Here is a 26329-nt window from a genome sequence, read left to right as displayed (position 1 = left end):
GGACGCTCGCGGTGGCTACCGATCAGCGATCCCCCAAGCCGTTCGATCCGCTGACGCCGTTCGTATGACAAGAAAGACTGATGGCAAATGAGCGTTCATGCTGAGGTGGAGAGCCGGTCGGCGGTATCGCAGGATTCCGCTCATGTCGGAACAGACTGGCGCCGGGCATACCGGAAGCGGATCGCAGTGAGCGATTCGATCACGGTCCTGTTCGTGATCGCACTCGCTCAGATCGGCAGTATGTGGCCGCATCCCATCGAGTGGCTGACACCACTTAAAGTGATCGCGTCTGCAGCGTTGGGCGGACTGTGGATGATCGCCCTCGCACGGGGGCGTAGCCGTCATCAGGCGATGCTGGGCGAGGGCAGTGACGAGTACGAGAAGGTACTGCTCGCTACCGGCCAGGTCTTCGGAGTAGGCGCATTGGCCGGGATCATTCTGGGCGTGGGAATTGCGCGAAGCTACCTCATGATCGCACTGCCCGTCGGACTCGCTGCGCTGCTTCTCGGACGCTACCTCTGGCGACGCGACATTCGAAAGAAGCGTGCGATCGGGGATTGCCGTAACTCGGTGCTGTTGGTTGGTGGACATGCGTCCGTCGTTGCTACTACGCGTGCCTTCGTGCGGGAATCCTCGGCAGGCTACGACGTTGTGGGAGCGTGCATTCCGCGTCGGGCGACCGCGTTGGACGATCACATCGTTGTCGACGGAGCAGCAGTCCCGGTAATGGGCAACGAGTTCGAGGTAGTCGAGGCGATGCGCGCAAGTGGCGCAGACACCGTCATCGTAACCGGGACCGAAGACCTCGGACAGGTGGGCATTCGCAAACTGATGTGGGACCTCGAAGCCGAGGGCGTCGACATGGTGGTTTCACCGGTCGTGGCCGATGTGTCGAAGGCTCGCTTGATGTTTCGCCCTGCGGCGGGACTCCCGTTGATTCACGTTGCGCGGCCGCGCTACCAGGGCGCGAACCGGCTTGCGCCCGCTGTTTTCGACGCGGTGTTCTCGATGCTGATGATCCTCCTCGTGGCGCCGGTCATGCTCGCCGCTGCCGCTGCAGTCAAGTTCACGTCCAAAGGCCCGGTGTTCTACAAGGCGGAACGCATCGGCCTCAACGGGAAACCGTTCCCCATGTTCAAGTTTCGTACCATGGTGGAAGGCGCCGATCAGCAGGTTGTCGATCTGATGGGGGACAACGAAGGCGCCGGGGGTGTGTTGTTCAAGATGCGTGAGGATCCACGAATCACGTCCGTCGGCAAGATCCTTCGTCGATTGAGTATCGACGAGCTACCGCAGTTCTTCAACGTCATTCGCGGAGAGATGAGCGTTGTCGGCCCGCGGCCGCCATTGCGTCGCGAGGTCGAGATGTACGACGACGAGGTTGCCCGGCGCCTGCTGGTCAAGCCTGGCATCACCGGTCTCTGGCAGGTAAGTGGTCGCAGTGATCTCTCGTGGGAAGAATCTGTTCGACTGGACTCTTCCTACGTGGAGAATTGGTCTATCCTGCAAAATCTTTCGATCATTACTCGTACCGTCTCAGCGGTCGCGAAAAGCGACGGAGCGTACTGACTACGCGGTTGGTGCCGGCGCGGATATCCGCGCCGGGCACCCTCCTGTCAGCTGTCGAGCTCAACAATGCGAGAACAGATTCTTGACGTAGCCGGCAGTTTGGTAAACGTAGTTGAATGCCCACGTCCCGATCGAGAGTTCCGGACGGCTTGCGACCATGACCAGTTCTCCTTGATAACACTGCGAAATGATGTGCCGCGCCCGCGAGATATGAGGAACGAACGTCACGACGATGACAGTCTTCCATCCGTTGGCATTAGCCATTCTCTCGATTTCGAACCCCTCGCCCTCGGTGGTGGACGGTGACGGGACGAAACAGTCGACAGGGAAGTCGAACGTACCCTCGCAGATCGACCGCATCTTCTTGTCGTTGTCGCCGTAAGGATTCGAGAAGATCAGGCGTGGTGCGTAACCGTCTTTCATCAGTTGGATTCCGACCTCCTCGCGTCCGTCGTGTGCTCCGCCGAGGACAACGATAGCGTCAGCACTTCGTGGTGCATCGATCTTGGGTGAGACGAAGACGGGCCAACCCGTTGCCGCACCAAGGGCGAGGAGTGATAGAGGTATGCCCGCAATCTTCAAGGCCGATTTGATCTGTTTGATGGCCCCACAATACCTGGACTCAGGAGACGACGATGACCGGATGGCAACCACTTCGGACGGTGGCGGGGTTGACCGCCTTACGGGATGCCTATGGGCAGAACATGTCTGGACTCGTACCTGAGACCGGTGTGTATCTCGCCGACGACGGTTGGTGGATCGCTCTCACGGGTGCACCCGATCCCAGCTACAACCTTGCATTGGTCCATGGGGGTGATGTGCGGAAAAACACGGTCGCCGTTGTGGAACGAGTGCTCGCAGAGCGACTGCGCACCGTTGTCATGCTCGCCGGGGCGGGTCTGGATGCCGCGACCGTCCTCGCGGATGCAGGGTGGGTGTGCGTAGGTTCGAGTTCGCTGCGCGCGCTACCGAATTCTCCGTCAGCGCCGGATGCCGCGGTGCGGATCCTGGAAGATGGCGACCTGCGTTCAGCACGACAACTTGCGGAGGATGTTTTCGGTATCGATCGCGAATCTGCGACTCTGGTGTATCAGGAGGCGGCCCCCGACCGACCAAGTGAGCGTTCAGTCGTCGGCCTGTTCGAACTCGACACGCTGCAGACCGCAGCGATGCTGTCGTTCGGTAAGCCCATCAGCACTGTGTGGGCGGCCGGAACCAGGGCGCAAGGACAGCGGCGCGGACATGGGGTACGGGTCCTTCGGCAAGTGTCGGCAGCCGCATTCGAGGCTGTCGGCGACGGCGCCGTGTGTGGTCTCGCCAGCGCTGCCGGCAATGCTCTGTACGACGCGAGCGGAGCCGAAATCGTCGAGTACTGGCAGATGTGGTCGCGACCGCGATGGCTACTTGGTAGCTGACATCAGCCGTCAGGTATGTTTGTGTGCGTTCGGCAAACTTTTGGTTTCTTTCAGCTACGCTTCAACGCGCGATCCAATCGGGGGTACTCAAGATGGCAGATTCGAGTACCAGGGATGCGGTGATACGTCGCGAACTCGGCGTTCCGCCCACTTTCGACCTGGTGAGGCATGCACGAAACCTTGCAAGAGTGTTCTTCCCCGCTCTTGTCATCGCATTGCTCGTCAGTGGGATTGTCTACGCTGTGCGGGGAAGCGCGACACCGGTGTATCAATCCGACATCGTCGCGGAGGTTCAGTCTGCCTCTCAGATCGTCGTGACGGACGCGAACCTCGGCCAGTTGGTTGCCCCCTATGTCGCACTGGCCACCGATAGCGATGTGGTTGCCGCCATCCACGACCAGTTGAATAACGGGTGGACGACAGCGGATGTCTCGAGCCACATCTCGGTGACGCCGGGTACTTCTCCGGCATTGGTATTCGTCAAGGCGACTGCCTTCAGTCAGGCTGACGCGGACGCGCTGGCACGAATAGTCGTCGCCACCTTGAGCGACGCGCAGGCGCGACGCAATGCAGACACGCTGGATCGTCGTACCCGAGTTCTCACCGACGACATCGCTCGATTGAACGGGGACTTGGACGCAGCGCGGCGAGAAAGCTTGGACGAATACGAGACGCCCGCCGACGATCCGACTATCAAGGCGGATCTCGACGCGAGGCTGGAGCAGTTGCGCCAGTTGAGATCGACCGTATCCGGTTCCGACCGACTGCAGTTGCTTTCCGCCCCCGCGGGAACGGGTCTGCCGGTTGCGCCGAAGCCACTCGTCGAGTCGGCGGTTGCGTTCTTGGTGGTCCTCATTCTCGCTGCCGAAATCCTCTCTGCCTGCCGGGGTCGATTCAGTTCGCGAGTGACCGACGCGTGGGCACGTCGAACGGCCCGGAAATACGGAGCCTCACTACTCCTGCAGCACTCCGAAGCCGCTGAGTTTCCGCCGAACCTCGCGCTGACGATATGCCAGCGTGCAAGTCTCGGTGATCATGTCCTGGTGCTTTCGGGTGACGGCGTTCCCTCCACATCATGGGATGTTCCTGCGCACGTGCGATCCGGGGTCTCCCGATATTCGCTGAAGTCGGACTGGTGGCGCCGATTTGACTCCAATGGAACCGGGTTTGCCCTGGTTGTTGTCTCCGCACAGCACGCCAACCAACGGGAGATCGTCGAATGCCTCAGGGCTTTGGCCGAAGTCGATGTTGCGCGAACACTGGTACTCGTGGGTCCGTCTGCTCCCGAGCCTCTCCTCGACGTACTTACCCTCGCGGTGCTGCGTCGCAGACGCAGGCCCGCAAGTTCAGTGAAACTGGCGGCCGAGCCGACCAACTCGGCCACGAACTCACAGGCCCCGTCCGACAGCGCCTGGGTGAAGTCCGGTGCGCCGCGGCTGAACGAGCCTTCCGTTGCCGTGCCGTACGGAATGGATACTTCCGCCCTGGATTCGAGAAGGGATCGCGCCAGCCTGGTGGATGCGAAAACGGTCAGTATTGCGAAGAAGAACCTGCCGAAGGCTACGCCCAAGCCGAGCGCAGGGGTCGAGATCGAAGAGCCGCAGATCGTGCAGGCTGTTGATGTCGAGGGCGCCGGAGTCGAGGCGTCCGCAGTGGAGATTTCCGGAGCGGAGTCGACCAGCAATGATGCAACTGGTGTCAAGGCGTCCGGGGAAGCCGACGGCATCGACTCCGAAGCCTCGACCGAACGAATTATGTTGACCTCCAAAGATATAGCGGAAATTCGAAAGAGGAGGCAAAGAACTCGCGTGAGCCTTATACGTTCGGATTCAGCAGACGGACAGTCGGAATCCTGAAGGACCGGGCTTTCACTAGATCTTGGGTGTGCTGCACCCTCCAACTGCCTGTTTCACCGCTGCGAGTGCGGGTTTCGGAGTGTAATTGATCGTGACCAGACCGAAGTTCTGTTCGATATCCGAAGTGTTGGTTCCGCGATCACGCATGCTGTAGATGAAAATGCGCTCGATGTAACCGAGCACCTTTGCTTGCGCGAATCCATCCGAGATGATGTTGGCCTGTAATTGCGGGCTGACGGCGGTCGGGCCTGTACCTGTCGGAGCTCCGAATTCGGTTGCCCAGACTTTCTTTCCGCTGTCCCCGTTCTGCACCATCGATTCTCGCATCAGTCGGATCCTGTAGAAAGTGTTCCAATTCTGGGTGGACGAATCCGAAGGTAGCGCAGGCCAACTGTACGGATGGATCGAAAAGACATCGAATGAAGACTTTGCTCCTGCCGCGTACATACCCTTGAGATATGTGACCGGTGAGATGTCGGATCCGTTGTCGACGGCCGGTGCCAAACCGCCGTTGAGAATCTTTGCACCCGGTTGTACCGCACGGATACTTTCAGATGCGGCTTTCAGGAGTGCAGTGTATGTGTTCACATTCGGCTTGGGGCGGAAGAATTGTGTCAGGTTCGGTTCGTTCCAAATCTCCCAAGTGCTGATTCTGTTCGAGTACCGTTGTGCTGCTTGTTGTGCAAACTTGGCAAACGCGGCCGGATCGGATGGATACCCGTGGGTATCGTTGACCCCGGCGACGCGAGCCCAAGCCGGCGTGTACGTAACGATTCCCAAGACGCTCAATCCTTGGAGACGTGCTCGATCGACGACGCGGTCCGTTGCGCTCCAATTCTGTTGGCCCTTGGTTGATTCAACGGCGGACCAATCGACGTCGAACCTGAGCCAGGTCGCGCCGGCATTCTTCATTGCGGTCAGTTCTGCATCGAGATCATTCTGAGAGAGACCGTTGAGTGGGGCGCCCGCGGCGATCCCTAAACCAACGGAACTGCACGTCGAGTTCGGGGTTGGGGTTGTTGTTGGAACTGGACTCGGTGCACACGCGCTCAATGACCCGACAGTCAACAGGGCGCAGGCGAGGGACAATCGAAGTCGACTCACGCCGACCACCTTCTTTCCACAGTGACTCGAAACCGGTGCGGGACAGACAAGTTGGAAGCCGAACTAGATGACCAATCCGACAAATCAAAGAATTGCATGAATTGGGTCACTTGGCACCAGTCTCGAAGTCGGTTCTGCAGTACTTCCGTCCGGTTGGGTGCTACTGCGAAATGCGCCGGTTGGTATTGTCCGATTTTCTCGGTGACTGTGGTCGAAAATGATCAATAGTTCAGAGGCATCCTCCAGTTTCGTTTGCATCTTGCAACACGGCCATTGCGGGCTTCGGTTCGAAGTCGAGATCCAGAAGGCCAAAGTTTTGTTCGCGATCACCGGGATCGGAGCCGCGGTCCTGGAGACTGTAAACGAAGACCTTCTGAACGAACCCGAGGCTACGCGCTTCGTTGAATCCGTCACGCAGTATCTCGGCTTGCATCGACTCGGTCACAGCGTCGAGACCAGTTCCTGTTGGTGCCCCGAATTCGGTCGCCCAAATAGATTTGGTCGAGTCGCCGTTTGCAACCATTGTGTCGTGCATCAGCCGCATTCGATAGAAAGAGTTCCAGTTTCGAGTCAACGGGTCCGAGGGCAGTGCCGGGTAGGTGTACGGATGCATTCCGACAACGTCGAAGTGTTGTCCAGCTCCATATTCGTAGATGTTCGCGAGGAACGTCGTGGGGCTTATGTCAGCGCCGTTGTCAGTTGCGGGGGACAAGCCACCGGAGACAATTGTTGCGCCCGGTTGCACTGCCTCGATTGCTACGCTCGATGCGGCGAGCAGCTTCGAGTAATACTCAGGATCCGGCGTCGGATTGAAGAATGTTTGGAGATTGGGCTCGTTCCAGATCTCCCATGACGAAATGGAATTCGAGTAGCGGGCAGCGGCAAGCGCCGCGAACCTACCGAACGCGTCCGGGTCGGCCGGACGGGTATGCGTGTCAGGACTCGTCGCTGCCGGATCTCTTGCCCAGGCAGGCGTGTAGGTGATGAGACCGAGAATCTCGAGCCCGGAAGATTTCGCGATGTCCACGAGGCGATCGGTTCCGGACCAATCGAAGGTGCCCTCGGTACTTTCGATGGCGGACCAGTCGATGTCGAATCTGACCCAGTGCGAACCCGATGATCGAATAGCTTCCACCGTTCGATCCATTTCGGCGTCACTCATTGCGGTATAGCCGGAACCAAGTGCGATGCCAGTATTGTCTGACGAAGGTTGAACTGCGCAAGGTTCGCCGGTTGCGGTAATCGAAGAATGGACTACCAATCCGACAATCAACAAGACCACTGCGACTGCGGCGACTCGACGTGCCTTAGCCATCGATGAGCTCCTTCAGCAGAGCCGGAAGATTCTTCTGGATGTCATATCGGTCCTCTACCTTCCGCCGGCCGATGCGTGACAATTCGGATCGTGCACTCCCGTCCTCCAACAGTCTCGTTATCTCGGCTGCGAGTTCTACTGAATCAGATGGCTCGACGAGCGATCCGGCGCCGTCCCCCAGCAGCTCGCTGGTGCCGCCGAGATCGGTTCCGACGACTGGCACTCCGATGCTCATTGCTTCGAGTGCCACGAGTGGGCCGGCTTCGGGAGAGGTGCTCGCAGAAATCGCGATGTCCCATCCTTTGATAGTTGCCAGTGAATCGACATATCCGAGAAATGTGACGCGACCCGCCAGATCCGGCTGCTGTGCGCGTTCACGAAGTACTTGTGCGTACATTTCATCGCCCGGGAACGGAAGTCCGGCGATTTCGAGTTGGACGTCTACTGTGCGGGCGATGGCATCCATCAACACCAAGTGGCCTTTCCACGGCGTCAGTGACCCGATGATTCCGACAACTCGGCGTGCCGGTGATCGAACTTCCGTTACCTCAGGGGGAACTACAACACCAAGTCGTGACACCGAGGTGGGAATTCCCAGCGAAAGAACAGGAAGCGATGTCGGTCCGGAGACGGCGACTGCTCGTCGGATCCCGGGTTTTGCAATCCGTACGACGATTCGTTGTTTTGTGCTCGAGAGAGTGTCGTGGACAAGCCACGTTGCACGTTGCGGTACGCGGCCGAGCCTGATCACCGGCAATGCGAACAGTGAGTTGACTATCACGGTCGAGCTGGCCGACTGAGCCCGAGACGCAATGATGCGCCCGGCAATTCGCCAATTCTTTGCAACTTCGAGAATCGCCAGGACGCGTGCCAGACCCCCTTCGCCTCTGAGCGACAGGGTTGGTAGCGTGACCGTTTCGAAGTCGACTGACGCGCGTGCGCGATCCCTCAGCGGCCCTTCCGGACAAGCCAACATTACCGTGAAACCCTGCTCGTGTGCCAAACGCATCAGCTGGAGCATGACCAGTTCGGCGCCGGAGATCTCTCCAGTGTGGCTGACGAAAATGATCGTTCGTGTCATTTTACTTCCCTGTCGGGTTTTACCATTGCGAGTGGCGACTTCCCGCCCGCGAGCGATACAAGTGCATAGATTCCGACTGTCCCAAGTGGAGCGAGAACCGAAACGACTGGCCATGGCACGCCCAACCTTTCGACGCAGATCGTTCCTGCTACTGTGACCACCGCGCAGAGGGCGACGGCCGCTCCGAGCGGGAGCATCGGAAACATTCTGTGAACCGGCAGACTTTGCCGCACTACAACCCAAATTGCAACGAAAAGAAGCAGTTCGGTCGATACGGTCGCAACTGCCGCTCCGTTGAATGACATTCGAGGAATCAACACGATGTTGACCACGATATTGAAGAGTAAGCCGCCCAATGCAATCCACGGATATATTCGATGCCGGCCGCTCGCAACCAGGATCATCAACCCCAACTGGGTGAGCATCGAGAAGCATGCGCCAAGCACCAACAGTCGCGTCGAGGTCCCTGCAATTGCGAACCGCTCTCCGTACAGAAAGGCGAGCACTCCGGTGGCAGCAGGCCAGAACGCGGCGATCGATGCGCTCCCGAGAACTGTCAGGACGATGAATGTTTCGCGGCTTCGTTCGCGGAACACTGCCACGCTGTCGGGCCAATAGGACACGAGAAGTGTTGTTACCGGGGTGACTACGGTGATTGCGACGATTTGCAGAAGGTCCGCGAATTTGTACCCGATGGTGTACAAGCCGACCGAATCGAAAGTATCGAGCTTGCCCAAGAGCAGCACATCCACTTTGGACAGAAGCGTGACCAAAGCGAAGCCGATGCTCAAAGGGATTGCTTCGATCAGCATTTCCCGCCACCTACGAAACTGCGCTCGTGACGACGGCCTAGGCCCGGCGACGCCCTTTCGGACACCGCGCACTTTCACGACGGCCGCGACCACTTCGTTGATAACCGCAGGGATGACGAGAACGAGGAGGATCGGCTGCCACAAAACCGCGACGATGGTCGCGACAAGCTGGGCGAGTTGCCCGACGCCCTCGGCGATCGCGACATACGTCATGCGCAGGCGGCTCTGGTACATGACGGAAAGTGCATGGCTGGGAGTGGCAACGACAACGACCAAACCAGCGACCGCCGTTGCTTCGACCACTTCTGCGGGGTAGCGGAGAATCCAGACATAACCCACCGCGACGATGTATCCGAAAAGACCAAGGGCGACCCGTAGGGATATGAACGCGGTGGTGACCAGCGAAACTTCCCACGGATTGCACTCGACCAACTTCGCGAGCACCACTCGGCCGACGCCGAGATCGGTGACGACGGACAACAATCCGAGCAATCCGAAGATGAGGGAGAACTGACCGAATTCGTCAGGGCTGATCGAACGCGCGATCAGAACCGAGCCGGTCCACCCCATCGCTGCCACTGCGATCCGGCTTCCGAGCATGATCGCAGTGCTTCGGCGTGCATCGTTCGCAGTCAAATCCGGAGCGGCCGGCCCGTGGATTTTCGTCTCTCGCTCGCGACGTTCCTTCTCGAACTTGTCGATAGCGGCCTGGCGCAATTCGGCGAACTCTCGCGGCGATACGGGCTCGGTGCCCGTCGAATTGCGATTCGTCATGAGCAACTCACACGCTCAGCCCTGCAGTGCGGTACGCGTCAACCGTGTATTCGGCTGTTCGGGTCCACGTCGATCGGGCCGCGACACGTGGCGCAGATATACGGAGTGCGGTGTTGACATCGTCGTCCAGGACGACTGAGCGAAGAGCGGCCAACCAGGAAGCCTTGTCGTGCTTGCGGACAAGCACGGCGGCGTTGTCGGCGAATTCGGTCAGTGCTCCGACCGCACTCGCAACCACTGCCGCGCCGCACGCCATGGCTTCGAGTGGCGGCAGACCGAACCCCTCGTAGTGGGAGGAGTAAGCGACAGCAGTTGCGGCGGAATAGAGTGCCGGAAGGTCTTCTGTCGCGACGTAACCCAATCCTCGGGCGGAACGGGGCGCGTCGGGGCCAGTCGAGCCGGAGCCCGCCAGCAGAAAAGGAATCGACAGCTCCGTGCACGCTTCGGCGACCAGAGCGACATCTTTTCGAGGTTCGATCGTTCCGACCTGCAGCACGAATCGCTCCGGTAGTTTCAATCGCCGCCGAACTTCGGTCACTGCAGCTTCGGTGGGGATCGTGGCCCAGGATGCGGGTGCCAGCGGCGTGACAACGGCATGCCGACCGCTCAGTGCGAGTATTCGTTCGGCGGTGAAGTCCGATACTGCAATGACGACGTCGGCCTTGCGTAGCGCCGCGGACAGGAGTCGGCGTTCGCCAGCTGCTCGATATCGACTGAAGGCCCACGGAACGTCGAATACCGACATGTCGTGAAACGTCGAGATCTTCAGGCCGCCTTGCCCGATCGGGAGGTCGACGTCGAGGCTGTGGAACAAGTCGCTGCCCGCGACCGGCACCATCGCCCACGCGGCTCTGCGTGCTCCGGAGGCAACAGGGCGCGTCACGGCGCGCACTCCGGTTGGAATCTCATCGACAGCGTCGATTTGCACTGTTGCGCTGAGGTTCGTCGATTCGCTGATCAGTGGGGAGAGTTCTCGGAGTAGTTCGCGTGCATAGGTTTGGACGCCGCCCCCACCAGGTCGGAGTGCCATGGCTCCGAGGGTGATTCGTGATCGGATATCGCTTCTTTCTCCGAGTGGTGTTGAGTCAGTGCGCATCCCACGGTTCCAATCAGTAGCCAAAAGTAGAGGTCGAGGGGAAATATCTCGAAATATGTCGAGACGACAGAAGCGACCGCGGCCGCGACGATCGAGGCGCTGACACCGAGAGCCAAAGCGCCGTCCGAGCCGGGAAGCACACGCGATGCCCTCAGCGCGGACGCTCCGGAAGATATGAGGACCAGGACAAAAATCCACAAGCCGATCGGTCCGAGCTCGACTGCGACTTTCATGTAGTAGTTGTCGGGCTGATAGGGGATCAGCCCAAGTGTTGTCGCGGCCTTGATCGTCATCGTGTTGAGCATCGGTTGCGCTGCTTCCGCCGCCTTTGCTGCCGCGGATCCTGTTGCGCCCAGACCTTGCCCGAGTGGATGCACGAACAGCGAGCTGATTGTCGACGACCATCCGCTACCGCGTTCTTCGAGACTGTACGACGAGAACAGTGGTTTGACGATTGATGGTGGTGCCAACAGAAGTACAAAGGGAACGGCAGCGGCAGCCGCGCCGAACAACATCAAGATAGACCGATACTTGTATACGGCAATCCAGAGAAGCCCGACAGCCAACCCGATGTAGCTGGCCCGCACAATCGAGACTCCCATGCCTACGACCATGATCGGAGTTGCGGCTAGAAAGATAATGTTGCGCAGCCGTTTCGGATCCGCGAGCGCGACCGAAATACCGACGATCAAACTCAGCATCACGAAGAGACCGAACGCAAACGGACCGGTGAAAGTGCTGAAGCTTCGCAAGATCGAGCCGGTGATTCGAATCTGTTCGGTGTAGCTGTAGCCGAGATCCACCAGGTATGCAGGCCCTACTGCTTGCTGAAGGAGTCCGATGACTGCTGTCAGTATCCCCATACCCATCAGGACGGACACGAGATGATCTCGGTCGTCCCGCGAGAACGGTGCGCGCCAGAGAATGACGGGTATCAAGATGTAGAAGTAGGTGATCTTTATCGATGTCACCCCGGCGATACCGGACAGAAGCAGTGCTGACGCGGAACCGAAAGCTACCCAGGCCGCGGCAGCCGGCCACCAAGGCATCGAGGGGCGCACTACCCGAAGGCGATTGGGGCTGACGAAGGTGCATCCCAACGTGAGCAGGAGCAACCCCTCCTTCCAACCGGCCATCGATGTCCCGCCGGGAATGATCGCCAACAGACCGTGGAGCGGAGCGAACAGTGCAACAAGCAGCAAGCCGCGTTGTGGTCGCTGGTAGATCGCAACGACGATGGGTACTGCGAAGATTGCAGCAACAAACATGAATGATGTGTTCACGCGATGAACCGGTTCGCATTCGCCGTGTCGGCCCGAGGGACCGTCGTAATTCCGAATGCTTTCGCAATCGAAGAAATCGCCTTTGTTTGCACGATATTTCGGAGGTCACGATGGTAGGACGGGTGATCGCCGACCGGTGGCATGATCGCGTCGAACGTTTGTCCTCGGTGAGTCATCCGGGCAACGCCTTCGGGTCCGCGTTGCTGATTGAACCATGCGGCGTCCGCGGGGGAGAGGATGACGGTGGTATCCACCCCACGCTTGCAGAGTGCCTCCAGCATTACCTCAGGAACCTGCGTGATTCCCCTGATTCCCAGAAGCTTCCACGCTGGATAGGGGAGACGGGACTGCAGTACGCCTTTCACCCGTCCGCGGAGGGGAAGTTTCGTGGTTTCGGCACCTGGATCGATTCGAGGAGCCTCCGGCAAGACAGCATCCATCAGGGACTTCTTGCGCCTCACCGACCACAAGATCATGTTTACGAGTATTGTCGATCTCGCACCCATCTGGAGCGCCATGGACGCTGAGGTCCATGCCCCCGAACACAATCCGGTCATCACGAGGTTTCTCGGATCTGCGCCGAGTGCGGCAACGGCAGTGCGTGCGTCCTCGTCTGCCGCGTGTGAATAGACCGACGTCGGATTGTCGGCGTCGATCGGACCCGAGTCGCCGACCCCTCGTCGGTCGAATCGGAGACTCGTGACCGAGAGAGCCGCGGCCTCACGAGCGATGGTCACCCACGAGCGGCCAGGCCCGACTCGATGCTCGATTGCAGTAGTGAAGAACAGTAGTCCGCGCTCGGGAGGCGCATCGGTGGTCGATATGTTGCCTGCCTCGGATTCGGGAGAAGTTGCGGGATGCGTGCGGATCGCGAAGAGCTCCTGAGCGCCGAATCGTTCCAACGTCTCGAACACCTCCTCGCCGACTTCGGTGACCGCGACGCGAGCTGTGGTGGTGATCGCGGGAGTGAACGCGGAGGAACTCGTGGGCGCGTGGCGATCCAACCACTGTGCGATTTCGCTGATGTGTGTGTAGGGGATGTCGACGTAGAAACTGGGAGGCGACGTGAACGCGTCGTGGTTCTCCAAGATCATCATCTCGGGATCAAGAGTTGCTGCGAGCCCGGCGACAGCTCTGCTGTCCAGTACCGAAGACTTCACGGCCAGAAGGGTGCGTGGACGTCCGAGAAATGGTCCGGTGATGCGGAGACGTGACAGTTGGTCGGCGCATTCGGGAGCCAGCACGCCACCCATGATCGACACACGTGAGTCGGCGGGATCGTCCTCTCCGACGCTGATCGCGTAGAACGCACGTTGTTCCCTGAGGTAGTTGCGGCCGGTCAGAATTGGGTCCCACAGGACTATCGAGTTGACGTGTCCGCACTCCTGCAATGCCGACGCTGCCAGGAGGGCACCAACTCTCAGTCCGACGATGCTGACGGATTCCGCGCCCGCTTGTCGGACATAGTCCACAGCGCTGACGATGCTCTTCAGCCAGAGGGTGAGAGCGTCAGGATCGTCTTCGGCACCGGCCGAGTCGCCGACTCCCGCGTACTCGAAACGAAAAGCGGCCATACCCTGTGCCGCGAGTTTTTCGCCGAGAAGTCGCATGCCGCGATAGGTGTCGATGTGCTCCTTGCCCAGCGGGGGACACATGACCACGGCTTCTCGGACAGTTCCTGAAGAGGGCACGTGAACGAATCCGAGCAACGGCCTGTCTGCCGACCCGAACCACGTGGCCAGTTGAGTCTCGATGGTGATCACTCCGGTCAAGATCGGTTGCCTGTATGTTGCTAGTAAACATACCAGTAGTCTGTTTGATGCCGATCCAGCAATCTCTAGGTTTGTGAAGCGCCAAAAAAGCGCATAGGAGTCCGAAAATGTCAGGTGTACTCGTCCATGAATGGATAGAGCGTTCGGGCGGCGCAGAGAAGGTGCTGGACGAGTTCGTCAACTGTTATCCGGACGCTGACCTCTATTGTCTGTGGAACGATGCTCCCGGGCGTTACTCGACAACCGATGTCAACGAAAGTGTGCTCGCTGCAACGCCATTGCGTCGTAGCAAAGCGCTCTCATTGCCTGTCATGCCGTTCACCTGGCGAGGGTTGGAGAACCGCGGCTATGACTTCGCGCTGATCAGCTCCCACGTGTTTGCCCATCACGCAACATTCAGGGAGCAGTCTGCGCGATTCCGGAAATTCGTCTACGTGCACACCCCCGCCAGGTACGTGTGGAATCCCGAACTGGACGAGCGTGGAAACTCGCCACTCGCGAGGCTGGGATCACCCATTCTGCGCAAGATCGACCGCAAAAGAGCGTCGGAGGGAGCCTCGTTCGCAGCGAACAGTGTGTTCGTCAGTCGACGGGTTGAGCGAGCCTGGGGCGTGCAATCACGGGTCATCCACCCTCCGGTGGACGTCGACCGGATCTCCGCCGTCGAGGATTGGCGGTCCCGATTGAGCGAAAACGAAATTCAGCTACTATCCAGTTTGCCCTCGCCATTCGTTCTCGGTGCCTCGAGGTTCATTCCGTACAAGCGTTTGGACTGGGTGATCCGGGCAGCCGAGCGGGCCGGAACGGCTGCTGTCATCGCAGGGTCGGGCCCGGAAGAGGATCGGCTCCGCGCGATGGCTGACTCTGCGTCGGTTCCCGTTCGAATTGTTCGGCGCCCCTCGGATGCGTTGCTTTTTGCGCTGTATCAGCAGGCACTCGCATACGTCTTTCCGGCGATCGAAGACTTCGGAATCATGCCGGTGGAGGCAATGGCTGCGGGTGCGCGCGTGATTACGAACAGCATCGGGGGAGCTTCGGAAACCGTGACACCTGGTGTCGACGGACTCCATTTCCACGACGACAGTTGGGAATCGGTGGCCGAGTGCATCCGAGATGTCGCCGCAGTGGACGTGAATGGTGCACGCTCGTACGAGAAGTACTCCGTGCGCAGATTTCGTTCCGAGATCGCAACCTGGACCGGTGTCCCGGTGTTCGGCTACGCGAACAGCGCGGAGCCCCAGTAGCTCCCGTCGGCGAGACCGCCGGGGCAAGCGAAGACCGCAGAACCGACGTGCTGGATGTATTCGTTCAGCGCATCGTGTCGTGAAAGGTTTTGCTGCATCGGAACAAACTGCTCGACCGGATTCCGGCAGTACGCAACGAAAAACAGTCCCGCGTCCAGGTGGCCGAAGCCATCGGAGCCGTCCGTGAAGTTGTATCCGCGGCGCAAGATCTGAATCCCACCGAGTTCCTCGGCAGAGGCCAGGCGCACGTGTGAATCCTCCGGGATGACGAAGTCGTGTCCCATTTTGGAATCGAGATCGAGCTCGTCGAACTCGTCCTTGCCACCGAGCGGCGCTCCGCTCCGTTTGGAGCGGCCGATGACAGCTTCCTGTTCCTTGAGTACTGCGCGATCCCACTGCTCGATCAGCATGCGGATTCGTCTGGCGACGAGGAATGATCCGCCTGCCATCCAGGCCTGATCGTCAGTGGGATCAACCCAGACGTGCTGGGCGAGTGCGTCCGGATCTTCCGCCTTGATGTTGGCTGTTCCGTCCTTGAACCCGAACAGATTTCGTGGCGTCGCCTGCGTCGTCGAGGTCGAGGATGTTCGTCCGAACCCGAGTTGCGACCATTTGACCGACGCGGTCCCGAACGCGACTCGCGCGAGGTTGCGGATCGCATGGACGGCAACCTGGGGGTCGTTGGCGCACGCTTGGATGGCGATGTCGCCCCCGCTCCGATTCGGGTCGAGGTTGTCCGCCCGGAAGTGGGGGAGATCGAGCAGGGCAGCAGGTTTCTTGTCTGCGAGCCCGAAACGGTCGTCGAAAAGTGACGGTCCGAATCCGATGGTCAGGGTGAGTTGCGACGGCGCGAGATCGAGTGCCTCACCCGTATCGCTCGGTGGTGCATACGGACCGTCGCCGGTCGCTCCGTCTTCGGTTGCTTCCTGACCCGCCGTCATTCGTTCGGCCATCGCCGTCCACGTCTGCAGCAGCGTGATCAGTTCGTCGCGCGACTTCGTCGTCACATCGAAAGCGACGAAGTGCATACGATCCTGGGCCGGCGTCGTGATGCCTGCCTGATGCTCGCCGCGAAAGGCGACCACGTCTGCGTGATCGGCGCCGGAACTCTCGTCGGCGGTCACCCGCCCGATGACGGCACCGGCACCGGCCAGAACGGCGCCGGCCCCCACGGCGCCGAACAGTCGGCGTCGTGAGACTGCGTGCGGTGCTGCGTTTTCCGCAGCGGGTGTGCCTTCTGGTGAATCAGTCATCTACTGTCCCGCGACTACTTCCTGGACCTGGCTGACCTCGGCGGACAGTGCATCGATTTTACGCGAGAGTTCCTGACGCTGCGCCTCGGTGACGGTGTCGTAGTACACGAATCCGTCGCCGACCCGGAACTGCGCCAGCGCAGCGTCGAGGTCGGCGAATCGGTCAGCGATGCGCTGGGCGAGCTCGGGATTACGTTCCTGCAGGATCGGGTTCAGTGCCGCGATCGCCGCTTGCGAGCCGTCGACGTTGGCCTGGAAATCCCACAGGTCGGTGTGCGAGAAGATGTCTTCCTCACCGGTGATCTTGGAAGTCGAGATCTCGTCGAGCAGTCCTTGGGCGTCGCCGGCGATCTTGGTTGGATCGATCGTGTAATCCTCGGCATTCACCTGGTCGGCAAGATACTGAATGTCTTCGAGCAGTTGATCGGCGACCGCGTTGGTATCCGGCTGAAGCCCGGTCACCCACAAATCCTTCTCGAGGCGGTGGAATCCCGTCCAGACCTGACCGGGCTCCAGATCCGCTTCGCGCAGGTCCAGCTTGGGATCGAGTTCGCCGAAGCTCTCGGCTTCGGGTTCGATGCGCTCGTAGTAGGTACGTGCGATCGGGAAGAGTGCCTTCGCCTGGTCGACGTTGCCGGACTGGACGGCGGCGACGAACTGAGCTGCGGTGTCCTGCAGCGCGACGATCTGGCTGCGGATGTAGCGACGGTAACCGTCGGCAGCTTCGGCGAGCTGGCCGCTCTCGTCGGTGGCCGCCTGCGAATCGCCCGTGACGACGAAGTCCTGACGGATGCCGGTTCCGACCATGCCCGGCTTGCACGCGAGTTGATAGGTCGCAGCCTCGGGGAGGGAGACGATCAGCTGCCGGGTAAGGCCGGGGCCGATGTTCTCGACTTCGCCCATCGCTCGATCGCCCTCGGCGAAGACGTAGAACTCGGTGACCTTCGAGCCGTTGTTCGTCACCTGGAACGTCGAACTGCCAGTGGTTCCAGTGGTGGCACTGACGTCACACGAATCGTCGGTGGCCGTGACGACGATGTCGCCGTCGCTCGCGGTCGTCTTCTCGGTGCATGCGGCGAGGGAGAAGGGAAGTACCGCGGCCGTGGCCAGTACGAGGGTGGATTTACGCATGTCGGCAATGCCTCTCAGGATTTTTCGGGAACGTGTGTGTCGTGCGCAGGCGGGGTTGTCGGTTCCGATGGGCTCGACGGAAGGGGACGTAGGAAGAGCGCGAGGACGACTACGAGGTAGACGACCCATGCGACGGCTTGCAGGACGGTCGGGTCCGGGCGGAAGTTGAAGATTCCGGCGAGGACGGTGCCGTACCAGGTCGACGGGTCGTAGCCGGGTGTCAGGTTGAACGCGAGATTCGAACCGCCCGGCAGGACGTTTCCGGTCTGCAGAGCGCGAACACCGTACGAGAGGATTCCGGCGGCTACGACGATGAGGAAGATCGCCGTGTACCGGAAGAAGGTCGTCAGGTTGAGACGGAGGGCGCCGAAGTACATGGCGACGGTCAAGACGGCGGCCAGGAGAATTCCGAGGAGCAGTCCGACCAACGGCCAGGAGCTGCCTGCGGTGTTCTCGGCGTAACCGACCATGAGCAATGCAGTCTCGGCGCCTTCACGACCGACCGCGAAGAACGACAGCGACAAGATGGCGACGGGTCCGGCGATCAACGCCTTCTCCATCCCCGCTTTCAGATCTCCGGAAATGTTTTTGGCGGCCGTGCGCATCCACAAGACCATGATCGTGACGATGACGACGGCGATCAGGGAGGCAACGCCCGCGATGATCTCTGCGGTCAGGCCGTCGACCGTCGACGTTCCGTAGTGGATCGCGAAGAAGATGATCGCCACCATCGCGACGGCGATCGCGACGCCGAGCCACACCCATTTCAGTGCGTCCTTGCGCTGGGCCTTCACGAGGTAGGCGGCGAGAATCATCACCACGATGCCCGCTTCGAGGCCTTCGCGCAGACCGATCAGGCCACTGCCGAATAGCTGGGTGGCAACTGATGGTGTGCTCGCGGCAGCGAGTACCGACACGGGCACGGGCGACTCCTGACTGAGTGAGTGCAACAGCTTCTGACGAACGCATGAGGCTAGGCCAGCCTTAACTCAGAAGAAGATACTCCATCATCGACGGCGAACCATGCTCTCACCTGTACTTTTGCTGTTCTTTACCAATGGATTCGGGAGTAGTTCACTCGCATGTGGATGATGGAGGGGTGTACCGAACTCCCACAGCCCGCAGAAGTCCCCGGCGTCTCTCGCGAGCCGTAGCAGCAGTAGCTGCCGGAACAGCTTTGCTGGGCGCAGGCGTCGTGGCTTGTGGATCGAACGAACCGAAAGTAGCCATTCCGGAGGGCATACCCCCAGGTACCGGCTCTCCGACGCCGCCGATCGACATCAATGCTCCCGGCCGCAGTGCTGATCAACTCGCCGACTGGGCAGCGGGATTGTCGGACGACATCGGGATCGGGACGACGGCACTCGAGGCCTACGGGTACGCCGCTGCGGTGATGGCCGAGACGCTTCCCGGCTGCGGAATCGGGTGGACAACTTTGGCCGGTATCGGCAGCGTCGAGAGCCGCCACGGGACCTACGACGGCTCGTCGGTCGACGCGTTCGGCCAGGTTGCTCCGATCATTCGGGGAATCCCTCTCGACGGTGGCCCGGGAGTTGCCGAGATCCCCGACACCGACGGCGGGGCGATGGACGGCGATCCAGTGCACGACCGTGCGATGGGGCCCATGCAGTTCATCCCCGAGACGTGGCTCAAATGGGGAGTCGACGCCAACGGCGACGGCCGGGTGGACCCCGACAACATCGACGACGCTGCCCTCACGGCCGCCCGCTACCTGTGTGCACGCGGGGGAGACCTCACTTCCGCTGCCGGATGGCAGCAGGCACTGATGGCGTACAACCTCTCGGGCGACTATCTCGCACTCGTTCGTGATCGTGCGTCGGCGTATTCAGTCGGGGTACGGCCGGACTGACGGTGATCGATCCGCAGGTCGGACCCGTGACCGCGCGTCGATAAAGAAGCCTTCGGCCCGTGCGGTTAGGCTGTGTGCTGGCACTACAGAGGTGCTGGCACTGCAGAGGCCCAGCCGCGATCGTGGTCCTCTTTCGACCGGAGGGGTCGGAGCCCAAGTGTCAAGCACGCAGAGCGTGCCCCAATGCGAAGCCCATTCGAAGGAGAACCACACAGTGGCCAGTATTGAGCAGGTCGGAGCTCGCGAGATCCTTGATTCCCGTGGTAACCCCACGGTTGAGGTCGAGGTTCTGCTCGAAGACGGAAGTTTCGCCAGGGCTGCGGTGCCGTCCGGCGCTTCGACCGGTGAGCACGAAGCCGTCGAACTGCGCGACGGTGGCGCACGCTACGGCGGAAAGGGCGTCGAGAAGGCCGTGGAGGCTGTGCTCGGCGAGATCGCTCCTGCCATCATCGGCATCGACGCAACCGAGCAGCGCACGGTCGACCAGGCGCTGCTCGACGCGGACGGCACCCCGGACAAGTCGCGTCTCGGCGCAAACGCTCTGCTCGGTGCCTCGCTTGCCGTGGCTCGCGCCGCCGCCGAGTCCTCGGGCCTCGAGCTGTTCCGCTACGTCGGTGGCCCCAACGCTCACGTTCTCCCTGTCCCGATGATGAACATCCTCAACGGTGGCGCGCACGCAGACACCGGCGTCGACGTCCAGGAGTTCATGGTTGCTCCCATCGGCGCACCGAGCTTCAAGGAATCGCTGCGCTGGGGCGCCGAGGTCTACCACTCCCTGAAGTCGGTTCTCAAGGAGAAGGGCCTCTCCACCGGTCTCGGCGACGAAGGCGGATTCGCGCCCGACGTCGCAGGCACCAAGGAAGCACTCGACCTCATCACGATCGCCGTGAACAAGACCGGCCTCAAGCTGGGTACCGACGTCGCGCTCGCTCTCGACGTCGCTGCCACCGAGTTCTACACCGACGGCACCGGCTACAAGTTCGAGGGCAAGAACCGCACCGCGGCCGAGATGGCGGCGTTCTACGCCGAGCTCATCGACGCCTACCCGCTCGTTTCCATCGAGGATCCGCTCGACGAAGACGACTGGGACGGCTGGGTCGCACTCACCGATCAGATCGGCAACAAGATCCAGCTCGTCGGCGACGACCTCTTCGTCACCAACCCCGAGCGCCTCGAAGAAGGCATCGTCAAGGGTGCGGCCAACGCACTCCTGGTGAAGGTCAACCAGATCGGCACCCTGACCGAGACCCTCGATGCCGTCGATCTCGCTCACCGCAACGGCTACAAGACGATGATGAGCCACCGTTCCGGCGAGACCGAGGACACCACCATCGCCGACCTCGCGGTTGCCGTCGGCAGCGGCCAGATCAAGACCGGTGCTCCGGCACGCAGCGAGCGCGTTGCCAAGTACAACCAGCTGCTGCGCATCGAGGAGAACCTCGGCGACGCAGCACGTTACGCCGGCGAGGTTGCGTTCCCGCGCTTCGCTTTCGAGGCCTGACGGAAATCTAAGATTCAGTAGTGTCTGCACAGCGCGGTAAGCCACGATCCCCCGGCGGAAGTCCGGGGGGTCGTGGTTCCCGTCGTGGGGACACACCGTCGCGTGCGCGTCGGGACAGTGCCCGACGCGCACGCGTGTCGGAACCTTCGGTAGATCCGGAAGCAGTCGATTCCGCTGTGACAGACCCCGCGCAACCGGGGGTCTCCGCCGAGAAAGCGTCGGCGCGAGGGTCGAAGTCGGCCCGGGGGAAGAGCGGAACCAACAAGTTCTGGTCTCGGCTTCCGAAGTCGGACAACACCATTTTCGGCTTGTCCACCAGTCGGGCAGTTGTGCTCGCGATGGTTGTGCTCATGCTGGCGCTGACACTGGCAGTGCCGCTCCGTACTTACATCAGCCAGCGTTCGGATGCCGCGCAGGTGGCGGCCGAACGTCAGGTACTCGAGGAAGAACTGCGAAAGCTGCAAGGGCAGAACGCGCGCTTCGACGACCCTGCGTACATCGAAGCTCTTGCACGAGAACGCCTTCGGTACGTCAAACCGGGCGAGACCCCGTTCCAGGTTCAGCTTCCCGGTGACTACAAGGAACCCGAGAAGAAGCAGGAAAAGGAAACACCGCTCACAGGTCCGTGGTATCGCGATCTGTGGCAAACGATTTCGGAACCGCCAGTGGTTCCCGAGACGACGACACCGGCCCCGATGCCGTTGGCGCCGATAGAGCCAGAAGAGCAAGGAGTACCCACCGGGTGAGCAACACGTCCGAAAATTCCCCACAGGTTTCACAAGCGGATCTCGACGCCGTTGCCGCTCAATTGGGCCGTGAGCCACGCGGAGTGATCGAGATCGCGTACCGCAGCCCGGACGGTCAGCCGGGCGTGGTCAAGACCGCCCCCAAACTTCCGGACGGAACACCGTTCCCGACGTTGTTCTACCTCACGGACCCGCGACTGACTGCCGAAGCGAGCCGTCAGGAATCCGCCGGCGTCATGCGTGAAATGACCGAACGCCTGACCCAGGATCCGGAACTTGCCGCGGCCTATCGACGGGCATACGAGTCGTACCTTGCCGAGCGTGACGCGATCGAATCTCTGGGAACCGACTTTGCCGGCGGTGGGATGCCGGATCGTGTCAAGTGCCTGCACGTGCTGATGGCACATTCGCTTGCCAAGGGACCCGGCGTCAATCCGCTCGGTGACGAGTCCGTCGCGTTGGCCGGTCACGGAAAGCTGCGCGGCACTGCAATTCCCGCGGACTGGCCTGGCATCGACGATGCCGACAACACCGACCGGTGACTCGCCGTGTCGCCGCAGTCGATTGCGGTACCAACTCCATTCGACTGCTGATCGCCGACGTCGGCGCCGACGGCCGTCTGGTGGATGTCCGGCGCGAGATGCGCGTCGTGCGACTCGGTCAAGGTGTTGATGCGACAGGGACATTCGCGCCCGAGGCCATCGAACGCACCCGGATCGCGCTGGTCGAGTACGCGTCGATGATCGCCGATGCCGGAGCAACCGCCGTTCGCATGGTCGCCACCTCGGCTACTCGCGACGCTGCGAATCGGGAAGAATTCTTCACGATGACGCGGGACGTGCTCGGCGCGGTGATTCCCGGATCCGGAGCAGAGGTCATCACCGGCGACGAAGAGGCGCGCCTCTCGTTCAGCGGTGCTGTGGGAGAACTCGATCCGTCGGAGGGCCCCTTCGTGGTGGTCGATCTCGGCGGCGGATCCACCGAAGTTGTCCTCGGCGAGGCGTCCGGCGTCCAGGCTGCGTACTCCACCGACATCGGCTGTGTGCGCGTCACGGAGCGTTGCTTACCGTCGGATCCGCCTACAGCAGAGCAGGTTTCCGAGGCGACGGCTTTCGCGACCGCGAAACTTGCCGAGGCGTTCGAGGCCGTACCCGTCGAGAAGGCGCACACGTGGGTGGGTGTCGCTGGAACCATGACGACGCTGGCCGCGATCGCGCAGGATCTTCCGGAGTACGACGCCGAGAAGGTGCACCTGTCGAGGATTTCGTTCAATCAACTGTTCGACGTGTGCGAGCGTCTCATTGCTATGCCTCGGGTTGATCGTGCTGCCTTCGGCCCGATGCATCCGGGGCGGGTGGACGTCATCGGCGGCGGAGCGATCATCACCACGGTGCTGGCTCAAGCGTTCGAAGCCAAAGCCGGGATCACCGAACTGGTTGTCAGCGAACACGACATACTCGACGGCATCGCGATGTCGGTAGCTCAGACCGACCCGATAGTCTGATCCCTGCCGCACCCGACCCGTCGGGTGCGGCAAGGCCCCCATAGCCCAATTGGCAGAGGCAACGGACTTAAAATCCGTCAAGTGTCGGTTCGAGTCCGACTGGGGGCACCACGTAGATCCTCCTGCACATTGAATCGAAAAACCCCGCTCGTCCTCTTCGGGCGGGCGGGGCTTTCCGTGGAGCAGCGACTGACCACCAAGTGGCTACTGAGCCCAGACGGTCGTCCCGGCAGGAGCATTCAGCGTGTTGACGAGATCGATGCCGGCTACGACAGCCGCGCCGCCGCCGCCGAGGATCGTTCCGGCGACACCGCCGATTCCGGCGCCTGTTGCGAGGCCACCCAGGCACAGTGCCGCGGCGACGGGGAGTCCGACGATGGTCAAGCCCAGCGGAGCGCCGACAGCGCAACCGATTCCGGCGCCGACGATGGTGCCGAGCAGGCTGCCGACCTGAGTGCCGAGGCCGAGTTGGCTCTGGAAGTGCGCAATCGCCCGATCATTCTCCTCGGGCGAGGCGACGGGCGTCCATTCCTTTGCCGCAGGCGCACTCTCGGGTCGAGGTGTTGCCTTCGCCGAATCGGTGATCGGTGTCAGCGTGAGGGTCTTACCGTCTTCACTGATCGTGCGATCGAAGGGGAACTGTAGATCCCCGAGGTTGTATGCGAGAGGCAGGGAAACAAGGTCGGCTCCCTTGCTGTCCTGCAAGACGACGGACTTGCCGTCGCCGGACACCTTGAACAGCCCGGCGTCGATGGTGGTGACGATCGACTTGTCGACGACCTTCGCTTCGTAATTCACGTCGGTCGACGGATCAGCTGATGCGATCCCTGTTGATGCTCCGACTGCAGCGACCGCTAGAGCAGTCACAGCCGCCTTCTTGAAGAAACCCATAGTTCAACCCCGTGTTCGCCTGCGTGTGCTCGCAGAAACTCGACAACTTCGGACATTGGTAAACCCCCGACAAAGCCTTCGTATTAAAGCAGACCGAAGTGACGGAAGGGATAGTTGCGCTCGGGCCGACCGGAAGCGGCCGGTGTAATCGAATGTGCAGCGTGCAGTATCAAGTTGTCGAACATGTGTGCGAAAATGTGAAGATGCGGTTGACCGAGCAATCCCCGGACTGCTGCCCCAACGGACACCGGCTCACGGCGAACACATGCCTTGTCGGTTGGGAGGTCTGCGGGTGTGCCTCGACGGAGAATGGCGGACACAGGACCCATTACTGCAGGCGATGTGGTGAAACTGTCCGGACGCCGGAGTGTGTCGGCGTGGATCCGCAGAAAAGTCGGTGGAGTTGAAGTGCTGTTACGTTGTGTTTCAAAGAGATTCGCGAGAGCCTCACCCGGCGGATCGGTGCCGGGTGAGGCTTGTGGATCAGGTAGGCGGGGCGACGGGTGCGTCGCTGCTTCCTCCCGAGCTCCCGCTCGACGAGCCGGTGCCGAACAGTAGGCCGAAGAAGCCGGAGATTGCGCCGAAGAAATCGAACATGGGCGAGCCTTTCGCGAGGACGAATGCGGTCACGACAAGTGGCCGACTTGTGGTGGTGTTCAGAGAAGTTCCGTCGACATTGACGGCAAAGGCGTCGGACGAAGGCCGACTGCCGGATGAAATGTACGATTCGTCCCCGTTTGATACAAGTCTTTCCCGAGTAACAGTTACTTGAGGCTTAAATTATCGGGGGTGCCTGCCTGATCTGGGGTGCCCTGCCTGCTTGGGTGGGGCAACCAGGCAGGGCAGTGGTTGGCCGTCCCTCTCAATACCGACCTACGGCGAACCATCGGCGTTGAAACTACCCACAGTTCGTGACGTGCGCCACTTACGTACCGGTACCTTCGTTAGCCGAGGTCGGACGTTGCGGCGAAGGCGGTCGTCGACGTCCCCGCGGGGATGTGGTTCATCGAGAAATCGCGGTCCCGATCAGGGTTGACGACGCTTGCCAACAGGAGCATGGCGGCGACAAAGAGAACTCCTGCGGCGAGGTAGGCGATTCTCACGGGCAGGCGCGGGCGTCGATCTGAATTCGTGGACATTCACGTTCTCCATCGGTGCATGTTGGACGAACGCCTAGTTTAACGATCAACTAATGAAAGGGTGCGAACAGTGACGCAAGATACGAAAAGGCCCTCGATCTCGGGGGAAATCGAGGGCCTTTCCGGTCGAACGTCGGCGTCGCCAAGCACATAGCGTCACCGACCCACTATCGGTGTCGAGCGTGACCCCTCATGTCCGACCCCACTTCTCGACACTATCCAGTAACTTGCGACATTGTGGATGATTCGGACATTGTCATTCGGATGGGGGAGATCCCGTCCGCAGCCCCTACTTTCGTCCGGCAGCCCATTTCATTCCCCAGTTGTAGGCCCGATCGAGATCGGACTGACTGCCGTTGATGTACTGCACTTCGCGCGTCACCGTCACGCCTTGACCTGAACTCTGGATGAGAGCGATCGCGCACAGTCGCTCCTGGTTGCTGGCGGAGTCGAGTCGCACTTCCACCTCCGGCCCGTTGGTGGGATACAAGGTGACGACGCCGTCCACCGCCGCCCAGTTGGGAGCGCCGTCGTAGATCATCGCGAAGATCAGGATTCGCCGGAAAGCGCTTGGGTCACCAAGATTGACGTGCATGTTCTCGCCGCCGGTGTTCGCACCACTGCGGTCGTCGCCGTCGAGGGAGATGTAGGGCGGAGAAGTCAGTGAACCGAAACTGTTACCCAAGGCCTGAACTACTCCCTTGGACCCGTCGGCAAGTTCGTAGAGGCATCCGAGGTCCAGGTCGACCGCACCAGAGCCTGCGCCGGCGAGCTTGGCGAGAAAACCGGTCTTCTTCGGTGGTGCCCCCTGTGACCAGTTGAGGTTCACGCGCATATTGCCTTGTCGTTCACCCGCCTTCGCGAGGTTGACCGTCGGCGCCGATTTTGTGAGCGTGATCTTGCTCAGGCTGACCGGTGCTTGCGACGGAGTGGACTCGCCGGAACGTCGGGTGTAGTCGATTGCCATCGTGAT

General features: G+C 60.9%; 23 protein-coding genes and 1 tRNA gene. 10 read left to right on the top strand and 14 right to left on the bottom strand.

Annotation, left to right across the window (positions count from 1 at the left end; translation table 11 throughout):
- Positions 1-87: 87 nt before the first annotated feature.
- Positions 88-1569 carry a sugar transferase gene (locus P0M12_RS03565; RefSeq protein ID WP_054826093.1) on the top strand — a complete coding sequence of 494 codons (1482 nt, stop codon included), beginning with the start codon at positions 88-90 and terminating at the stop codon, positions 1567-1569.
- A gap of 60 nt (positions 1570-1629) precedes the next feature.
- On the opposite strand, the gene P0M12_RS03560 is transcribed toward P0M12_RS03565, so the two are convergent.
- Positions 1630-2151: a YdcF family protein gene (locus tag P0M12_RS03560; protein WP_233272324.1), complete on the bottom strand. Its 522-nt coding sequence runs from the start codon at positions 2149-2151 to the stop codon at positions 1630-1632.
- Positions 2152-2204: 53 nt separating this feature from the next.
- Between P0M12_RS03560 and P0M12_RS03555 the strand changes: the two genes are divergently transcribed.
- Entirely contained in the window at positions 2205-2984 is a 780-nt protein-coding gene (locus tag P0M12_RS03555) for an N-acetyltransferase (protein WP_277377447.1), read from the top strand.
- 92 nt (positions 2985-3076) lie between these two features.
- Positions 3077-4840, top strand: a complete 1764-nt coding sequence (locus P0M12_RS03550; RefSeq protein ID WP_277377446.1) for a hypothetical protein — start codon at positions 3077-3079, stop codon at positions 4838-4840.
- Positions 4841-4855: 15 nt separating this feature from the next.
- On the opposite strand, the gene P0M12_RS03545 is transcribed toward P0M12_RS03550, so the two are convergent.
- The 7 genes from P0M12_RS03545 to P0M12_RS03515 all read right to left on the bottom strand — a co-directional run bounded on the left by P0M12_RS03545 (position 4856) and on the right by P0M12_RS03515 (position 14068).
- Positions 4856-5944: a cellulase family glycosylhydrolase gene (locus tag P0M12_RS03545; RefSeq protein WP_054826105.1), complete on the bottom strand. Its 1089-nt coding sequence runs from the start codon at positions 5942-5944 to the stop codon at positions 4856-4858.
- Between the two features lie 229 nt (positions 5945-6173).
- Positions 6174-7259 carry a beta-xylosidase gene (locus tag P0M12_RS03540; RefSeq protein WP_054827664.1) on the bottom strand — a complete coding sequence of 362 codons (1086 nt, stop codon included), beginning with the start codon at positions 7257-7259 and terminating at the stop codon, positions 6174-6176.
- Complete coding sequence (locus P0M12_RS03535) at positions 7252-8340, bottom strand: glycosyltransferase family 4 protein (protein ID WP_235867847.1); 1089 nt, start codon at positions 8338-8340, stop codon at positions 7252-7254. The genes P0M12_RS03540 and P0M12_RS03535 overlap by 8 nt, the downstream gene beginning before the upstream one ends.
- The gene (locus tag P0M12_RS03530) at positions 8337-9926 is read right to left on the bottom strand and encodes a flippase (RefSeq protein ID WP_158170048.1); all 1590 of its coding nucleotides are present in this window, start codon (positions 9924-9926) and stop codon (positions 8337-8339) included. The genes P0M12_RS03535 and P0M12_RS03530 overlap by 4 nt, the downstream gene beginning before the upstream one ends.
- A gap of 7 nt (positions 9927-9933) precedes the next feature.
- The gene (locus P0M12_RS03525; RefSeq protein ID WP_223304406.1) at positions 9934-10956 is read right to left on the bottom strand and encodes a glycosyltransferase family 1 protein; all 1023 of its coding nucleotides are present in this window, start codon (positions 10954-10956) and stop codon (positions 9934-9936) included.
- Positions 10884-12290, bottom strand: a complete 1407-nt coding sequence (locus P0M12_RS03520; protein WP_223304407.1) for an O-antigen ligase family protein — start codon at positions 12288-12290, stop codon at positions 10884-10886. The genes P0M12_RS03525 and P0M12_RS03520 overlap by 73 nt, the downstream gene beginning before the upstream one ends.
- Positions 12291-12301: 11 nt before the next feature.
- Positions 12302-14068: an alpha/beta fold hydrolase gene (locus P0M12_RS03515; protein ID WP_233272335.1), complete on the bottom strand. Its 1767-nt coding sequence runs from the start codon at positions 14066-14068 to the stop codon at positions 12302-12304.
- Positions 14069-14184: 116 nt separating this feature from the next.
- On the opposite strand from P0M12_RS03515, the gene P0M12_RS03510 reads away from it, so the two are divergent.
- Positions 14185-15321, top strand: coding sequence for a glycosyltransferase (locus P0M12_RS03510; protein WP_020908547.1), 1137 nt, complete (start codon positions 14185-14187; stop codon positions 15319-15321).
- Here the strand turns inward: P0M12_RS03510 and efeB are convergent.
- Genes efeB through efeU form a run of 3 tightly spaced genes read right to left on the bottom strand, consistent with a single transcriptional unit; the run spans position 15294 to position 18622 of the window.
- Complete coding sequence (gene efeB, locus P0M12_RS03505; RefSeq protein ID WP_158170047.1) at positions 15294-16574, bottom strand: iron uptake transporter deferrochelatase/peroxidase subunit; 1281 nt, start codon at positions 16572-16574, stop codon at positions 15294-15296. The two genes, P0M12_RS03510 and efeB, sit on opposite strands and share 28 nt — an antisense overlap.
- Complete coding sequence (gene efeO / locus P0M12_RS03500) at positions 16575-17705, bottom strand: iron uptake system protein EfeO (RefSeq protein ID WP_019744631.1); 1131 nt, start codon at positions 17703-17705, stop codon at positions 16575-16577.
- Positions 17706-17719: 14 nt separating this feature from the next.
- The gene (gene efeU / locus P0M12_RS03495; protein WP_277377909.1) at positions 17720-18622 is read right to left on the bottom strand and encodes an iron uptake transporter permease EfeU; all 903 of its coding nucleotides are present in this window, start codon (positions 18620-18622) and stop codon (positions 17720-17722) included.
- Between the two features lie 140 nt (positions 18623-18762).
- Here efeU and P0M12_RS03490 point away from each other — a divergent pair, with 140 nt between their 5' ends.
- The 6 genes from P0M12_RS03490 (at position 18763) to P0M12_RS03465 (ending at position 23437) form a co-directional block, all read left to right on the top strand.
- Positions 18763-19575 carry a lytic murein transglycosylase gene (locus P0M12_RS03490; RefSeq protein WP_030536268.1) on the top strand — a complete coding sequence of 271 codons (813 nt, stop codon included), beginning with the start codon at positions 18763-18765 and terminating at the stop codon, positions 19573-19575.
- A 214-nt stretch (positions 19576-19789) separates the two neighbouring features.
- On the top strand, positions 19790-21076 hold the full coding sequence (gene eno, locus P0M12_RS03485) for a phosphopyruvate hydratase (protein WP_003946309.1): 1287 nt from the start codon (positions 19790-19792) through the stop codon (positions 21074-21076).
- A 134-nt stretch (positions 21077-21210) separates the two neighbouring features.
- Positions 21211-21822, top strand: coding sequence for a septum formation initiator family protein (locus tag P0M12_RS03480; protein WP_003946294.1), 612 nt, complete (start codon positions 21211-21213; stop codon positions 21820-21822).
- Positions 21819-22364 carry a DUF501 domain-containing protein gene (locus P0M12_RS03475; protein ID WP_277377445.1) on the top strand — a complete coding sequence of 182 codons (546 nt, stop codon included), beginning with the start codon at positions 21819-21821 and terminating at the stop codon, positions 22362-22364. Before P0M12_RS03480 ends, P0M12_RS03475 begins: the two co-directional genes overlap by 4 nt.
- Positions 22361-23326 (top strand): Ppx/GppA phosphatase family protein, encoded by a 966-nt coding sequence (locus P0M12_RS03470; protein ID WP_050654539.1) that lies wholly within the window; start codon positions 22361-22363, stop codon positions 23324-23326. The genes P0M12_RS03475 and P0M12_RS03470 overlap by 4 nt, the downstream gene beginning before the upstream one ends.
- A gap of 34 nt (positions 23327-23360) precedes the next feature.
- A tRNA-Leu gene (locus P0M12_RS03465) sits at positions 23361-23437 on the top strand.
- 93 nt (positions 23438-23530) lie between these two features.
- Here the strand turns inward: P0M12_RS03465 and P0M12_RS03460 are convergent.
- The 3 genes from P0M12_RS03460 to P0M12_RS03450 all read right to left on the bottom strand — a co-directional run bounded on the left by P0M12_RS03460 (position 23531) and on the right by P0M12_RS03450 (position 26323).
- A complete protein-coding gene (locus P0M12_RS03460) occupies positions 23531-24217 on the bottom strand; it encodes a hypothetical protein (protein WP_007728826.1) in 687 nt (228 codons plus the stop codon).
- 944 nt (positions 24218-25161) lie between these two features.
- The gene (locus P0M12_RS03455; protein WP_064444008.1) at positions 25162-25356 is read right to left on the bottom strand and encodes a hypothetical protein; all 195 of its coding nucleotides are present in this window, start codon (positions 25354-25356) and stop codon (positions 25162-25164) included.
- Positions 25357-25645: 289 nt separating this feature from the next.
- Positions 25646-26323, bottom strand: a complete 678-nt coding sequence (locus P0M12_RS03450) for a tellurium resistance protein TerA (RefSeq protein WP_007728823.1) — start codon at positions 26321-26323, stop codon at positions 25646-25648.
- Positions 26324-26329 lie beyond the last annotated feature (6 nt).

Source organism: Rhodococcus sp. RCBS9 (assembly GCF_029457415.1).
Taxonomy (GTDB): domain Bacteria; phylum Actinomycetota; class Actinomycetes; order Mycobacteriales; family Mycobacteriaceae; genus Rhodococcus_F; species Rhodococcus_F qingshengii.
The sequence above is the reverse complement of the archived record's forward strand: the minus strand, read 5'-3'. Positions and strand labels throughout refer to the sequence as shown.